Consider the following 14,519-nt stretch of genomic DNA (forward strand, 5'->3'; position numbering starts at 1 on the left):
GTCCACCGGGGCGAATCAACTTCGCTCCGTTTATAGCCCGCGGCCCCCGCGGGCTTCAAAGCGTCGTCCCGGCATCAGCGGTGGGCAACGCGACTATCCACCGCTGCTTCCTGTGCAAAGAAATCCGGATTCCGCGTTTTCCCTCAGGGTGAGTCTTCGATGACTCCCCGGCGAGTTCGCGCCGCCGCTCAGACCGATTCCGTGCTGCCGGCGCTGCCCGCCTCGGCCCCGAGCCGGGCCTCCAGGGCGCTGACCCGGGCGGCCAAGGCGTCGTTCTGGCTGCGCAAGGCGGCCACGAGGTCGCGCAGCACGTCGACCTCCTCGCGGGTCGCCACGTCCATGTCGCGGATCAGGCGCTCGACCTGTCCCTTGAACATCGTCTCGGCCTCGCGGCGCACCCCCTGGGCCGCCCCGGCGGCGTCGGTGAACAGGCGGGCGACGTCGTCGAAAAGGCGGTTCGAGCTCTGCATGGGGGTCTCCTTCAGGTCTCCTCCCGCGCCCGAACCGGTCGAGCACGTCGTCCCGACATAAGAATCGGCGCCTGCCAGGGCAATCGAGCGACCTCCCGCCGGGCGGGATTGTTACCGAGCATGTCCCGGGGCGCACGGGAAACGGGCGCTTACAATCACGCGCCGCGCCCGTGCTTTCGGCCGGGGTGCGAGCGGGCGTAAGACTGTCGGCATCATGACCACGAACCTGCCGACCCCCCACATCCTCGTCGTCGAGGACGACCGCGAGATCAGCGCGCTGGTGGCGCGCTACCTGCGCGCCAACGACTGCCGGGTGAGTCTGGCCGGCGACGGACGCGAGATGGACCGGGTGCTGGCCGATGCGCGGGTCGATCTCATCGTGCTCGACCTGATGCTGCCCGGCGAGGACGGCTTGAGCCTGTGCCGGCGCCTGCGGGCCTCCTCGCAGGTCCCGATCCTGATGCTCACGGCAAAGTCGGAGGAAATCGACCGGATCGTCGGGCTGGAGATCGGCGCCGACGATTATCTCGGCAAGCCGTTCAACCCGCGCGAACTCCTGGCCCGCATCCGGGCGATCCTGCGTCGCAAGGGCGCCGAGCCGCAGGACGGGGACGGCGTGCGCCGCTTCCACTTCGCCGGCTGGACCCTCGACGTGGGCCTGCGGCAGGTGCTGAGCCCCGAAGGCGCGCGCATCGCCGTCACGGGGGCCGAATTCGACCTGCTGCACGCGCTGTGCCTGCGCCCCGGCCGCGTCCTCTCCCGCGACCAGCTGCTCGACCTGACCCAGGGGCGGGCGGCCGGGCCGTTCGAGCGCAGCATCGACGTGCTGGTCTCCCGCATCCGCCAGAAGATCGAGCGCGACCCGCGCAATCCCGAGATCATCCGCACCATCCGCTCGGGCGGATACCTGTTCGCGCCGGAGATCGGCCGCTCATGAGCCCCGCACGAACCGCGCCCGAGGCAGCAGCCGGCGACGCCCCCGCGCGGCGCCGATCCGGGCCGCGCCTGCCCAGGCTCCGCATTCCGTGGCTCCGCACGCCCTGGCCCCGCCCGAAAAAGGCCGCCGGGCAGATCGCCCTCCTCGTGGTCGCGGCCCTGCTCGTCGCGCAGGTTCTCGCGGCGGTCGCGGTGCTGGCCCTGCGCGAGCCCTGGCGGCCGGACGAGCGGCCGGGCGTCGCCGCCACCCGCCTCTCCACCGTGGCGCGCCTGCTCGACGCCGCCGAGCCGGACCAGCGCGAGGGCCTCCTCCGGGCCGCCGCCCGCAGCCTGCCGACCCTGCGCCTCGCGCCCTGGGACGGCAGCGCGCCGCCGGCCGGGGCGAAGGCGGCGGAGGAGCCGATCGAGCGCCACCCCCTGATCGAGCGCCTGCGCGACGGCTTCGGGCGCGCGCTGCCGGTGACCGACCTCGCTCCCGGCCGCGACCGCAGCGAGACCGGCCTCCAGATCGGGATCACCACGCCCGCGGGCGCGCGGCTGAGGGCGATCCTGCCCGACGATCACCCGCGCCCGCCGACGGAAGGGGTGATCATCTTCACCCTCGCCTTCCTGGGGCTCAGTCTCACGCTGCTCTCGTTCTGGGCCACGCGGGCGCTCACCGCGCCGCTCGCCGGGCTGGCGGCCGCCGCGGAGGCCTTCGGCACGGCCGAGGAGCCGCCGCCGCTCCCGAAGCGCGGGCCGGAGGAGGTGCTGGCGCTGGCCCGCGCCCTCGACCGGATGCGCGCCCGCGTGCTGCGGCTGCTCGACGACCGCACGCAGATGCTCGCCGCGATCAGCCACGACCTGCGCACCCCGATCACCCGCCTGCGGCTGCGGGCCGAGTTCATCGAGGACGAGCGCGCCCGGGAGATGACCCTGCGCGACCTCGACCAGATGAACGGACTCGTGGAATCCGCGCTCTCCTATGTTCGGGACGGGCAGGGGGCCAAGCCCGATTCCGAGACCTCGCTGATCGACCTCGCCTCGGTGGTGCAGACGGTCTGCGACGGATTCAGCGATATCGGGGCGGCGGTGAGCCTGGAGCGCAGCCGCCACGTGCTCGTGCGCGGGCGGCCCGACGACCTGCAACGGGCGATCACCAACCTCGTGGACAACGCCGTGAAGTATGGCGGCGGCGCCCGCCTCTCCATGGAGCCGGCCGGGCAGGGGAAGGACGTGGCGGTGGAGGTGGTGGATGACGGGCCGGGCATCCCCGATGCCGAGCGCAGCGCCATGCTCCAGCCCTTCGTGCGCGGCGACCGCGCCCGCAACCTCGACGGGGCGACCGGCTTCGGCCTCGGCCTGTCGATCGTACTCGCCATCGTCGAAGGCCATGGCGGACGCCTACGCCTCCAGAATCGGCCGGGCGGCGGTCTCTGCGCCCGCATCGAGCTGCCGCTGGCCAGTTCGGAGCGCGTCGCCAAGGCGCCCACCGCCGGCTGAGGATCGCGCCGCCGCCGGGTCTCGCTCACGACGATGGCGGCGGAACCAGTCGGATGTCGTCGGTCGTGCTTGGAAACAAGGCGGCTCGATGGTGCTGGCGCGGGGTCCGGAAATATCCGGAAACCATCGGGCGGGCCGGCGGAAAGCTTCCGTTTAGCAAGTAGATGTCTCCTCGATGCGTGGGAAAATTGCCCGCAAGACGTATCAGGAGCCTCCATCATGACGTCGGTCTCGTCGAGCAACGCCGCGCAGGCGTACCGTCCGCCGCCACCGCCCGCGGGCCGCGAGCGGATCGGCGACCGGATCCAGCAGGGCGTCTCCTCCGGCTCGATCAGCGCCACCGACGCGACCGCGCTGACTTCGGCCCTCGATTCCATCGATGCGGGCCTGTCCCCGGAGGTCTCGGGCTCGGCGGCCCCTTCGAGAGCGTCCTCCAGCACGTCGGCCCGCCCGTCGCGTCCCGACCCGGTGGCGATGAAGGAGAAGATCGACGGGTTGATCGCCGATCAGGTCAGCGCGGGCAGCCTCACCAGCGCGCAGGCCAATACCCTCAAATCGCTGTTCTCGGGCGGCGGAGACGACGTGCAGGGCGTGGACGGACCCAAGGGAGCGGGTGGACCCAAGGGAGCGGGCGGAGCGGGCGGGCCGCCTCCCGCCGAAGCTGCGTCCTCAGACGATGGCCCATCGGGCGGCGCCCTATCCGAGGACGCGAACGCGAGCGCCAGCCGCCTGATCTCCGATTTCCTCTCGCAGCTCCAATCGCGCCTGTCCGGCAGCACCGGCTACGGCGCTGCCGGCACGTCCAGCCCCAACCGCACGGCAGCCAGCCTCGTCATGGATTTCGACGCGTGAGGCGATGGGGCGACGATGGGCCTCGGCGGCACTCAGAACTCCATGTCGAGTTCCTCGATCTCCTCCGGCTCCACCTCGGCCAGTGCGGCCCACTCGTTCATCAGGTCCCAGGCCAGGATCGTGTCGCAGTAGGTCGCGGCGGTGAAGGGGAGGGGCACGTCGTAGGTGCGGAAGCGCGTGCAGACGGGGGCGTACATCGCGTCCGCCAGCGTCGGCCGCGCGCCGAACAGGTAGGGCCCGCCGGAGCGCGACAGGCAATCCTCGAAGATCGCGCAGATGCGCTCGATGTCGCCCTTGGCGCCGTTGAAGATGCGGAAGCCGCGATGAAGGCTGCGCAGGTTCATCGGCAGGGCCGAGCGCAGGTTGACGAAGCCGCCATGCATCTCTCCCGAGACCGCCCGGCAGCGGGCGCGCTCCGCCGGCGACTCGGGCAGGAGGGCGGCCTCCGGGCGGATCTCGTTGAGGTACTCGGCGATGGCGAGCACGTCCCACACCACGATGGCGCCGTGCTCCAGCCGCGGCACCAGGAAGGAGGGCGAGAGGTGGAGCAGTTCCGCCCGGGTCGAGGCGTCCGAGCCCGGCAAGACCTCGACCGCGAGGTCGAGCCCCGCCATCCGGCAGAGCAGCCAGCCGCGCAGAGACCAGGAAGAATAATTCCGGCTGGAGATCGTCAGCGTTGCCTCGGCCATGCCCTTCCTCCGGAGATCCGCCCGCCGGCGATGCGGCCGGAAGCGCGATCCAAGACGCGATCCAAGACCTGATCCAAGACTCGTGCCGGGTGCGCCGCAGGCCGGCGATAGAATTCTTCTTCCCCGAAGCCCCCATGAAAAGTGATGCATCCACATCACAAGGGCGCCGTATGTACTTTTGATAGGTTGCGCCCAATCCTGAACGGCTTAGCCTGCTCAACCCGGGATCGCGGCGCGAGGGCGGCCGACGCGGTCCGGGGAAGCAAGGCGGACGAAGCCGGGCCCGTCCCGGACGTTCGCGAGAGGATGATGCGTGCAGGAGACTGTGCGCGGGAGTTGCGCCCGATGCTGTATCAAGCCTTCGATGTCCAGTCGGACATCGCCCGGCAGACCCGCCAATGGGGCCGCATCCTGCATGATGCTGCAACTCCCTGGATGCGCACGCCCTGGCACGACACCGCCAAGTGGTGGGCGGCGGGCGCGCGCATGATGATGCGCGCCGGGCTCACCTTCGCCCGTCCCGCCTACGGCATCCATGCGGTGCGGGTCGGCAACCGCGACGTGCCGGTGATCGAGGAGCCGGTGCTCGCCACGCCTTTCGGCACGCTGCTGCGCTTCCGCAAGGACATCGACAGCCCCCAGCCCAAGGTGCTGGTGCTCGCTCCCCTCTCGGGCCACTTCGCCACGCTCCTGCGCGGCACCGTGCGCACGCTCCTGCCCGATCACGACGTCTACATCACCGACTGGCACAACGCCCGGGACGTGCCGCTCTCGGCGGGGCGCTTCGGCTTCGACGACTACGTCGATCACGTCGTGCGCTTCCTCGAGACGATCGGCGAGGGCGCCCACCTCATGGCCGTGTGCCAGCCCGCCGTGCAGGCGCTCGCCGCCACCGCGCTGATGGCGCACACGAAAAACCCCGCCCAGCCCCGCAGCATGACGCTGATGGCCGGCCCGGTGGATTGCCGCGTCAGCCCGACCTCGGTGAACGCGCTCGCCAATTCCAAGCCGATCGAGTGGTTCGAGCAGAACCTGATCGCCACGGTGCCGGGCCGCCACAAGGGCGCGGGGCGGCGGGTCTATCCGGGCTTCATGCAGGTGACCGCCTTCGTCTCGATGAACGCCAAGCGCCATTCGGACGCCCATTCCGACCTGTTCTGGCACTACGTCTCGGGCGATACGGAGCGGGCGCGGGCGGTCGAGAGCTTCTACGACGAGTATTTCGCCGTCCTCGATCTCACCGCCGAGTTCTACCTCGAGACCGTCAAGACGGTGTTTCAGGACTACACCCTGGCGCGCAACGAACTCACCTATCGCGGCGAGCGGATCGACATGGGCGCGATCCGCCGCACGGCCCTAATGACGGTCGAGGGCGAGCGCGACGACATCTGCGCGGTCGGCCAGACCATGGCCGCCCACGATCTCTGCTCGGGGCTGCCGCCGCACATGAAGAGCCACCACCTCCAGGCGGGGGTGGGCCATTACGGCGTGTTCTCGGGCCGCAAGTGGGAGGCGCAGACCTACCCGCTGGTGCGCAACTTCATCGCCTCGCACGCCTGAACCGGCCCCTCTCCGCCCTCGCGCGGCGGAGCCGAACACTCCAGGGCGCACCATCTGCGGATATCACGGCGCCCTGGATCGCCACGGCCTCGCCTCGCGATGACGGCGCGGAATCCGCGGCGGCCCGCCGAGCATCGCCCGGTCCAAGGTCGGCAAGGAGCTTTCGAGAGGCTTTCGCGCACTTCCAACCCGGGCGCGCTTCGTGTATGCCGCGCGCTCAGGTGCAATTCTTTCGCACCGATTCGGCTGCCGTCGCGACGCCTCCCCCGGAATGCAGCCCGGGGATCGGGGCGCCTGACGGCTTTTTCCCGGTTCTGCCGGGGATCCGGGGCCGGTGCGGTTCGAAACAACAGATCCAGGGGTTGATTCCGTTGCAGGTACTCGTTCGCGACAACAACGTCGATCAGGCGCTCCGCGTCCTCAAGAAGAAGATGCAGCGCGAGGGCATCTTCCGCGAGATGAAGCAGCGCAAGGCCTACGAGAAGCCCTCCGTGCGCAAGGCTCGTGAGAAGGCCGAGGCTGTCCGCCGCGCCCGCAAGCAGGCCCGCAAGACCGCGATCCGCGAGGGCCTGATCGCCGCTCCGAAGCCGAAGCCCCGTACCGGCGCCCCGCGCCGCCCCGGCGCCCCGAGCTTCTCGCAGGCCGCCCCGGCCGCCGCTCCGGCGCCCGCCGCCTCCTGATTTCCGCGCCGGCCGCCCTTCCGGCGGCCTGCAGCGTCGGATACGAAAGGCCCCGCCGGTTCGACCGGGCGGGGCCTTTTCGTTGGCTGGGCAGGATGTTCGGCTGCCGCGTCGTCAAGCGGCCCGGGCGGTGAGCGTCGCGCGCTCGGCCTGTCGCAGCAATTCCAGCGGAAGCCAGGGCTTGCGCATGTAGACGGCGTGCGGCGGGATCTCGCCATTCCGCTCCTCGCGCGCCTCGGAGGTCACGACGAGCCGGACGTCCGGCCAGCGATCCTCCACGGTCCGCGCCAGCGCCGCGCCGTCCATCACCCCCGAGAGATGCGTGTCGGCGATCACCATGGCGACGGTGACGTCGTCGCGCTCGAGGATCGCGAGCGCGTCCTCGGCGCTCGAACAGGCGATGACGTCGAGATCGGTCTCCTCGATCAGGGCGGTCGCGAGGTCGCGGGCGGCCTCGTCATCCTCCACGACGAGCGCGACCGGGCTGTCGGCGGTTCGGGCGTGAGCCATGATGTCTCCCTGATGCTGTGCGAACGGGTCGAGAGCAGCCGCCCGGCAAAGGGCGCGCGACGGCGGAATCGGCGGTGGCCGATCGATGCTTTCCCTGCGACAACAAGCGGAGGGATGTTCGGTTCAGGGACAATCGTACCGGATTTCCGGACCGCACCCTTAACGGATCGTTCACTTTGACGATCGAATTGTTACGATCCGGCGACGCGAGGCGGCCTGAACGGACCGAGCCTTGCATCTCCCGCCCCGGACCGCAAAGGAGGCTCTCGTCCCGCCATGTGCCGCTTCCTCGCCTATCTCGGTGAGCCGGTTTTCCTGAACGAGCTGGTCTGCGCGCCGACGCACTCGCTGGTCCACCAGTCGCTGCACGCGGTCGAGGCGAAGACCGAGACCAACGGCGACGGCTTCGGGATCGGCTGGTACGGCGAGCACGCCGAGCCCGGCCTCTACCGCGACATCTGCCCGGCTTGGTCGGACGAGAACCTCGTGAATCTCTGCCGTCAGGTGCGGGCGCGGACCTTCTTCGCCCATGTGCGCGCGGCGACCGGGACGGCCACGACCCGGGCGAACTGCCACCCCTTCGCCCAGGGTCGGCACCTGTTCATGCATAACGGCCAGATCGGCGGCTATCACCGGATCAAGCGGCGCCTGGAGGCGATGATCCCGGACGAATTGTACGACACCCGCCGCGGCTCGACCGACTCCGAGGCGATCTTCCTGTTGGCGCTGGCCAACGGCCTCGACGCCGATCCCGTCGGCGCCATGGAGGTGACGTGCGCCACCGTGCGCGGCCTGATGCAGGAGGCGCGCATCAGCGAGGCCTTCCGCTTCACCGCGGTGCTGACCGACGGCGAGAGCCTCACCGCCTTCCGCTGGGCCTGCGACGGGCGCCCGCCGAGCCTTTACTATCGCGAGAGCGAGCGCGGCCTCACCGTGGTCTCCGAGCCGATCGACGGCTGCAAGGAGGGCTGGAAAGTGGTGCCCAAGGGCGGAACGCTGCGGGCGCGCCGGGGCACCCGCGCCATCGTCACCCCACCGCGCGCGGAGCGGGCCGCCGCCTGAGACTTGCCCAGGCGGAGCAACCATGATCATGGATTCGAAAGGACGAGTCCTTTCGCGGGTGCGGGGCCAAGGCCCTGCAAATCGGCTCCGCCGACGTCAGGGCGCTGCCCTGACAACCCGCCAAAGGGCTGAAAGCCCTTTTGGAATCCCATGATCATCGAGTTCGAGACGGTTGCGGGCCTGTTCGGCGTGGCCGTGGTGGCGGGTGCCGTCGATGCCATCGCGGGCGGGGGCGGGCTGATGACGCTGCCGGCCCTGCTGCTGGCCGGCCTCGATCCCGTGAGCGCCATTGCCACCAACAAGCTGCAGGGCAGCGCCGGCTCGGTCTCGGCCACGATCGCCTTCGCCCGGCGCGGGCTGATCCGCTGGCGCGAGGCCGGACCCGTCGCGCTCGGCGCCGGCCTCGCCTCGGTGGGCGGCGCGCTCTGCGTCAGCCTGCTCCCCCGCTCCGTCCTCGACGCCCTGGTGCCGCTCATGCTCGTCGGCATCGCGCTCTACTTCGCGACCGCGCGGCGGATGAGCAACGAGGATGCGGCGGCACGCATCACCCCCGGCCTGTTCGCCCTGACGTTGGCGCCGGCGGTCGGCTTCTACGACGGGGTGTTCGGCCCCGGCGCGGGCTCGTTCTACATGATCGGCTTCGTGACGCTGCTGGGTCTCGGCGTGGTGCGCGCCACCGCCCACACCAAGCTCTCCAACGCGGCGAGCAACCTGGGCAGCCTCGCCCTGTTCACCCTCCAGGGCGCGGTGATCTGGCCCGTCGGGCTCGCCATGGCAGTGGGCGCCTTCCTCGGCGCGCAGGCCGGCTCGGCACTGGCCGTGCGCCTCGGCGCCCGGCTGATCCGCCCGCTCCTCGTCGTCATCGCCTGCGCGATGGCGCTGCGCCTCTTGTCGAACCCGGCCAACCCGTTGCGTCAGGCCGTGGCCGGGTTCTTTTCATAGGCTCGTCAGCTCCTTACGGGCGGACGCTTCAGCGCGGAATGAAGGCCCAGTAGTCGAGATCGAGGATCACCGACGGGTCGTAGCCCTCGCCCTGCCGGTCCGGATAGGCGCCGCAAGACTGGTTCTTGGTCGCCACGGTGCGCAGGCGCAGCGCGCCGATATCGCTGCGGCCGGGCAGTTCGGCCGTCTCCAGCACCTCGGACCAGGCATAGACCGTATCGCCGGCAAAGAGCGGGGCGACGTGCCGTCCGGCATTGATGCCGCCGATGGCAAACGCGTTGGCGAGTCCGTTGAAGCTGAGCGCGCGGGCGAGCGAGATCACGTGGCCGCCATAGATCAGACGCTTGCCGAACTTGGTCTCTTTGGTCGCCACCGCGTCGAAATGCACCTTGGCGGTGTTCTGGAACAGGCGGGTGGCGATCTGGTGCTCGGCCTCCTCGACGGTCATGCCGTCGACGTGGTCGATCTTCTCGCCCACCGCGTAATCCGAGAAGCGGTGCGGGCTGCCCGCGAGCGCGGTGTCGTAGGCCGCCGGATCGAGCGGGGGCAGGGCGTGGGCGAGGTCGGCCGGGTTCACCACCTTAGCGAGGCTCGGCACGTGCTCCTCGGCGATCGTGGCCTCCGGGTCGCGCTTGCGCACGAGAACCCAGCGGCAATAGCTCAGCACGGTCCGGCCCGAGGCGTCGGAGCCGGTGGAGCGCACGTAGACCACGCCGGTCTGGCGGTTGGAGCTTTCTTTCAGGCCGATCACCTCGGAGACGGTGGAGAGCGTCTCGCCGGGATAGACCGGACGGTGGAAGCCGCCCTCGGCATAGCCCAGATTGGCCAGCGCGTTAAGCGAGACGTCCGGCACGGTCTTGCCGAACACGACGTGGAAGGTGAGCAGGTCGTCCAGCGGGCTCGCCGGATAGCCGATGGCCTTGGCGAAGGCGTCCGAGGACTGCACGGCGAAGCGCGGGCCGTAGAGGGCGGTGTAGAGCGCGACGTCGCCCGTGGTGACGGTGCGGGGCGTGGCGTGGCGGATGGTTTCGCCGAGGCGGAAATCCTCGAAGAAGCGGCCCGGATTGGTCTTCATGGCTTGCGCGTCGCTCCCGTCACGGCTCTTCCTGGCCGGGGCGCCCATCCTGAATACGATATTCAGTCGAGGCCCTAACATCCTGATTTGTCACCGGCTTTTCGGACGGGTCGATGACCTTTCGAAAAGCCGGTGCGCGTCCGCCTTAGCAACGGGGCCGGCCCGCGCGCAATGCCGCGCGCCGCGCGTCAGAGGGCGATCTGGATATAGAGGTCGGTGACGAGCTTCTGCACGAAGAGCAGCAGCAGGATCAGGATGATCGGGGAGATGTCGACGCCGCCGAGATTGGGCAGCAGGTTGCGGATCGGCCGCAGCACCGGCTCGGTGACGCGATAGAGGAACTCGCCGATCTGCGAAACGATCGGGTTGCGCACGTTGACCACGTTGAAGGCCACGAGCCAGCTCAGCACGGCACTCGCGATGAGGACGTAAATGTAGAGCTGGATGATGGTGTTGAAGAGCCAGAGCAGGGCATTCATGCGGGGGGTATCGGTCCTCGTCGCCCCGCACGTGCTCCGAGCGTCGGGACGCGGGCGCGGCGGGAAATTTCCGGAATTGACAGGCCGAAGCGGACAAGCCTACAAGGCCCTCGCCTCGGACGGGGCTGTAGCTCAGATGGGAGAGCGCCGCAATCGCACTGCGGAGGTCAGGGGTTCGATTCCCCTCAGCTCCACCAGGCTTTTCTGCCTGGTGGTTTCTTGAGACAGGCCAAGCGTTTAGCCGGGCCGGCGAAACACGATGGTACCCCACAAGGCACCCCGCCCGTCACCCCTGGGCGGAACGTTGTGACCACCTTTTTTGTCGCGCCCGTGGCATGCCAATCCTTTCTCGAACGAAGGATTGGCTTCCCGATCTTTTTGGCCTTCAAGGACCGCTATTTCTCGGTGGCTACTGTCAGCGGGCGCCGGCCGCTCACCGCGCGAGCACGTTCCCACTGAACATGCCGCCTCGGAAGACCGGCGCGCCCGGCACCGTCGCGAACAGGACGAGGTCGGCGTCGGATCGGGCCTGCACGCTGCCACCATCACCCGTCATGAAAGCCGTATCGCCGGCCCGAAGTGTCAGGTTGCCGACCTCGACCTCGCCGCCGAAGACGTAGAGCAGTCGAACTGCGTCGGATGCCGGGAGCGGTGGTAGCGGCAATGCGGATCCGACCGGAACCTGCGCGTCCGCGACCCATGCCTGCGCCCGGACCTCCAGCGGCGCGCCCTCGGGCGCCGCAAGGAGACGCCACGCCCCATGGCTGACGGCTTCCCCGAACTCGTGAAACTGGACCTTGGGTTCGAGGTCGGCCGCCCGCGGCCGCAGGAAGATCTGCAACGCCTCGACCGGCCCATGATCGAGCATGCGCTCCTCGTGCTGGAAGGTGTGGCCGGCGTTCATCATCATGAGCCGCGTCGCCGTGATCTCCTCCGTGTTTCCGACCGTGTCCCGGTGCAGCATCCGGCCGGCCCGGACGTAGGTCAGGATCTCGTCGTCGCGGTGCGGGTGCATCCCGATGACGTGCCCCGGTGCCACGGTGGCGCGGTCGATCCGCCCGATGGCGCCCAGGCCGCTGTCCCCGCCTCCAAGGCTCAGCCCAGGGTAGATGACCTCGACGGCAAAGCCCCGGGCCGGATCGCCCTTCCGGTCGCCGCGCTTGAGCTTGGTCGCGTCCATGATCCTATTCCCTTCTCGGTAAGCATCCTTGCCCCGGAACGTATCGTCGTCGTGGAGGGAACGGTATCGTTCGCTTCGGGCAAGCTCCGTCCCGGGAAGCGGAACGCACATGGACGTCGATGACCTGAGGACCTTCGTGGAGGTGGCCGACGCCGGCGGGGTGTCCGCGGCGTCCCGCCGTCTCAACCTAGCGAAGTCGATTGTCAGCCGGCGGCTTCTGAGGCTTGAGGCCGAGCTCGGCACCCAGCTCCTCGCCCGCACCACCCGGGGCGCGGCCCTGACCGAGGCGGGCACGACGTTCCGGGAGCACGCCGCGCGGGTCTGCGCGGAGGTGGACGCCGCCATGGAGGCGATCTCGGTCGGCGGCGAGCTCCGTGGCCTCCTGCGGGTCGCCGTGCCCTCCACCTTCGGCCCGACGCACTTCGCGCCGGCCATCGCCGAACTCACCCGCCGCCACCCTCAGCTGCAGATCAACTGCCGCTACAGCGACCGCTATGTCGACCTCGTCACCGAAGGCTTCGATTGCGGCATCCGGGTCGGCTACCTGGCGGATTCGAACCTCGTCGCACGCCGCATCGGGTCCTTCTCGGTCCGGCTGTTCGCGAGCCCCGACTACATCGCCAAGCGCGGCGTGCCCGAGAAGCCGGAGGACGTGCCCGGACACCCGGCCGTGATGATCGGCACGGAGACCTGGACGTTCAGCGCCGGGGGCAAGTCGTTCCCGGTCCGCCCGACGGGCCGCTTTCGAGCGGACAGCGCCGTGGCCATCGCGGAGGCGACGGCCGCCGGCGCGGGCATCACCGCGCTGCCCGACGTCATCGCGGAGCCCTACGTGGCCGCCGGCTCACTGGTGCCGATCATGCTGGGATACGCCCTTCCCTCCATCGGCATGTTCGTCGTGCGCCCGCCCGGGCAGCACCCGTCGCGCAAGGTGCAGGCCCTGACCGAGCTGCTGATCGAGCGCCTCGGCCGGTGAGCCGCTTCGGCGTGGCGTGCATATGTCCGCCCGAGGAGGCGATCCCATTTTCGGCGTCCCGCATTCAGGGACGCAGAGTGCCTAAGGCGACGGCTAGTGGCGCCTCACGTGGGACGGCATCTTCGTGATGTCAGGCGGATCCGGAGCGGACCCGCCATACTAGCGGAGAGTGTTATGTCCTACGAGAGACTGACCGCCGAGAATGCCGCTGTGCTTTTCGTCGACCATCAGACGGGACTCGCCAACGGCGTGCAGACCCAGTCGCCCGCGGACTTCCAGAACAACGTCAAGGCGCTCGTGACCGTCGCGCAGGTCTACGGCCTGCCGGCCGTGATCACGACCAGCGCCTCGGACGGCCCGAACGGCCCGATCATGCCGGTCGTGGCCCAGGGCCTGCCGAACGCCGCGGTCGTGCACCGTCCGGGCGAGATCAACGCCTTCGACAACTCCGAATTCGCCGCCGCCGTTAAGGCCACCGGCCGCAGGAAGCTTCTGGTCGCAGGGATTTCGACGGACGTCTGCGTGGCCTTCGCGGCCCTGTCGGCGAAGGATGCCGGCTACGAGGTCTACGCGGTCGTCGACGCCTCCGGCACCTGGAGCAAGCTCGTCGAGGACGCGGCCATAACCCGGATGGTCCAGGCCGGCATCGTTCCGATCAACTGGGTCGCGGTCGGCGCCGAGCTTCTGGCGCATTGGCAGTCCGCCACCGGCGAGGCGCACGCCAAGCTGATGGGCGACCACCTTCCCTTCGCCGGCAACAACTACGCCGGCTTCCTGGCCGCGAAGGGGCAGGCGTAACGGTCTGGAGGGGCCGGACACCGACCGCACGGTGATGACCGGCTCCCCCCCAACCTGGGTTATTCCACTCCAGACAACAATGAACTGTCAAAGGCGAGCATTCTCGCCGCACTTCCACCGGGGCACCTTGTCCCTGCGGTTCGGGGCTTCACCCGGGCCGGCAAACAGGGAACGCAGTCATGAAGCTCTATCACCATCCCCTCTCGGGCCACGCGCACCGGGCGCGCCTGTTCCTCTCGCTGCTCGGCGTGCCCCACGAGGCCGTCGAGGTCGACCTGAAGGCGGGCGCGCACAAGCGGCCCGAGTTCCTGGCCCTCAACCCGTTCGGGCAGGTCCCGGTGCTCGACGACGACGGCACCGTCGTCTCTGATTCGAACGCCATCCTCGTCTACGTGGCGCGCAAGCTCGGGCGGACCGATTGGCTGCCGGAGGATGCGGCGGGCGAGGCCGCCGTGCAGCGCTGGCTTTCGGTGGCGGCGGGCGAACTCGCCTACGGCCCGGCCGCCGCGCGGCTCGTCACCGTGTTCGGCGCCAAGTTCAACCCGGAGGAGGTGATCGGCCGGGCGCACACGCTGCTCGGTCGCCTGGAGGCCCATCTCACCGGGCGTGATTGGCTGGTCGGCGAGCGCCCCACCATCGCGGACGTCGCGCTCTACAGCTACCTGGCGCGCGCGCCGGAAGGCAACGTCGACCTGTCCGGCTACCCCACCGTCAACGCGTACCTTCGCCGGATCGAGGCCCTGCCGGGCTTCGTCCCGTTCGTCCAGACGCCGGCAGGCCTTACCGCCGCCGCGTGACCGCGCGGGTCCGGGCGCACCGCTGGGTGCG

At 69.7% G+C, this 14,519-nt stretch carries 16 protein-coding genes and 1 tRNA gene; 11 read left to right on the forward strand and 6 right to left on the reverse strand.

All coding sequences use genetic code 11. The features are described from left to right. Window positions 1-188 precede the first annotated feature (188 nt). A complete protein-coding gene (locus BY998_RS12740; protein ID WP_110351984.1) occupies window positions 189-470 on the reverse strand; it encodes an accessory factor UbiK family protein in 282 nt (93 codons plus the stop codon). 214 nt (window positions 471-684) lie between these two features. Here BY998_RS12740 and BY998_RS12745 point away from each other — a divergent pair, with 214 nt between their 5' ends. The 3 genes from BY998_RS12745 to BY998_RS12755 all read left to right on the forward strand — a co-directional run bounded on the left by BY998_RS12745 (window position 685) and on the right by BY998_RS12755 (window position 3,740). Beyond that, a complete protein-coding gene (locus BY998_RS12745; protein WP_110351985.1) occupies window positions 685-1,407 on the forward strand; it encodes a response regulator in 723 nt (240 codons plus the stop codon). After that, window positions 1,404-2,888 carry an ATP-binding protein gene (locus tag BY998_RS12750; RefSeq protein WP_110351986.1) on the forward strand — a complete coding sequence of 495 codons (1,485 nt, stop codon included), beginning with the start codon at window positions 1,404-1,406 and terminating at the stop codon, window positions 2,886-2,888. Before BY998_RS12745 ends, BY998_RS12750 begins: the two co-directional genes overlap by 4 nt. Window positions 2,889-3,107: 219 nt before the next feature. After that, window positions 3,108-3,740: a hypothetical protein gene (locus BY998_RS12755; protein WP_110351987.1), complete on the forward strand. Its 633-nt coding sequence runs from the start codon at window positions 3,108-3,110 to the stop codon at window positions 3,738-3,740. A gap of 32 nt (window positions 3,741-3,772) precedes the next feature. Here the strand turns inward: BY998_RS12755 and BY998_RS12760 are convergent, their stop codons facing one another. After that, on the reverse strand, window positions 3,773-4,429 hold the full coding sequence (locus tag BY998_RS12760) for a glutathione S-transferase family protein (RefSeq protein ID WP_110351988.1): 657 nt from the start codon (window positions 4,427-4,429) through the stop codon (window positions 3,773-3,775). 345 nt (window positions 4,430-4,774) lie between these two features. Here BY998_RS12760 and phaZ point away from each other — a divergent pair, with 345 nt between their 5' ends. Both phaZ and rpsU read left to right on the forward strand, forming a co-directional pair. After that, a complete protein-coding gene (gene phaZ / locus BY998_RS12765; RefSeq protein ID WP_110351989.1) occupies window positions 4,775-5,989 on the forward strand; it encodes a polyhydroxyalkanoate depolymerase in 1,215 nt (404 codons plus the stop codon). Window positions 5,990-6,360: 371 nt separating this feature from the next. Further along, on the forward strand, window positions 6,361-6,669 hold the full coding sequence (gene rpsU / locus BY998_RS12770; protein WP_110351990.1) for a 30S ribosomal protein S21: 309 nt from the start codon (window positions 6,361-6,363) through the stop codon (window positions 6,667-6,669). Window positions 6,670-6,783: 114 nt separating this feature from the next. On the opposite strand, the gene BY998_RS12775 is transcribed toward rpsU, so the two are convergent. Further along, window positions 6,784-7,179, reverse strand: a complete 396-nt coding sequence (locus BY998_RS12775; protein ID WP_110351991.1) for a response regulator — start codon at window positions 7,177-7,179, stop codon at window positions 6,784-6,786. Between the two features lie 276 nt (window positions 7,180-7,455). On the opposite strand from BY998_RS12775, the gene BY998_RS12780 reads away from it, so the two are divergent. Both BY998_RS12780 and BY998_RS12785 read left to right on the forward strand, forming a co-directional pair. After that, window positions 7,456-8,241, forward strand: coding sequence for a class II glutamine amidotransferase (locus BY998_RS12780; protein WP_110351992.1), 786 nt, complete (start codon window positions 7,456-7,458; stop codon window positions 8,239-8,241). Window positions 8,242-8,391: 150 nt separating this feature from the next. Further along, window positions 8,392-9,183, forward strand: coding sequence for a TSUP family transporter (locus tag BY998_RS12785; protein ID WP_110351993.1), 792 nt, complete (start codon window positions 8,392-8,394; stop codon window positions 9,181-9,183). Between the two features lie 28 nt (window positions 9,184-9,211). Here the strand turns inward: BY998_RS12785 and BY998_RS12790 are convergent, their stop codons facing one another. Further along, the gene (locus BY998_RS12790) at window positions 9,212-10,258 is read right to left on the reverse strand and encodes a MaoC family dehydratase (RefSeq protein WP_110351994.1); all 1,047 of its coding nucleotides are present in this window, start codon (window positions 10,256-10,258) and stop codon (window positions 9,212-9,214) included. 188 nt (window positions 10,259-10,446) lie between these two features. Further along, window positions 10,447-10,737 (reverse strand): YggT family protein, encoded by a 291-nt coding sequence (locus BY998_RS12795; protein ID WP_110351995.1) that lies wholly within the window; start codon window positions 10,735-10,737, stop codon window positions 10,447-10,449. Between the two features lie 121 nt (window positions 10,738-10,858). Here BY998_RS12795 and BY998_RS12800 point away from each other — a divergent pair. Beyond that, window positions 10,859-10,934: transfer RNA gene (locus BY998_RS12800), tRNA-Ala, on the forward strand. A gap of 236 nt (window positions 10,935-11,170) precedes the next feature. Here the strand turns inward: BY998_RS12800 and BY998_RS12805 are convergent. Then, a complete protein-coding gene (locus tag BY998_RS12805; RefSeq protein ID WP_110351996.1) occupies window positions 11,171-11,917 on the reverse strand; it encodes a pirin family protein in 747 nt (248 codons plus the stop codon). 109 nt (window positions 11,918-12,026) lie between these two features. Here BY998_RS12805 and BY998_RS12810 point away from each other — a divergent pair, with 109 nt between their 5' ends. The 3 genes from BY998_RS12810 (at window position 12,027) to BY998_RS12820 (ending at window position 14,488) form a co-directional block, all read left to right on the forward strand. Continuing rightward, window positions 12,027-12,893: a LysR family transcriptional regulator gene (locus tag BY998_RS12810; RefSeq protein WP_110351997.1), complete on the forward strand. Its 867-nt coding sequence runs from the start codon at window positions 12,027-12,029 to the stop codon at window positions 12,891-12,893. Between the two features lie 174 nt (window positions 12,894-13,067). After that, on the forward strand, window positions 13,068-13,691 hold the full coding sequence (locus BY998_RS12815) for an isochorismatase family protein (RefSeq protein ID WP_110351998.1): 624 nt from the start codon (window positions 13,068-13,070) through the stop codon (window positions 13,689-13,691). A 179-nt stretch (window positions 13,692-13,870) separates the two neighbouring features. Next, complete coding sequence (locus BY998_RS12820) at window positions 13,871-14,488, forward strand: glutathione S-transferase (RefSeq protein ID WP_110351999.1); 618 nt, start codon at window positions 13,871-13,873, stop codon at window positions 14,486-14,488. The last annotated feature ends 31 nt before the right edge of the window (window positions 14,489-14,519 follow it).

It is taken from the genome of Methylobacterium sp. B4 (genome assembly GCF_003201865.1).
Taxonomy (GTDB): Bacteria; Pseudomonadota; Alphaproteobacteria; order Rhizobiales; family Beijerinckiaceae; genus Methylobacterium.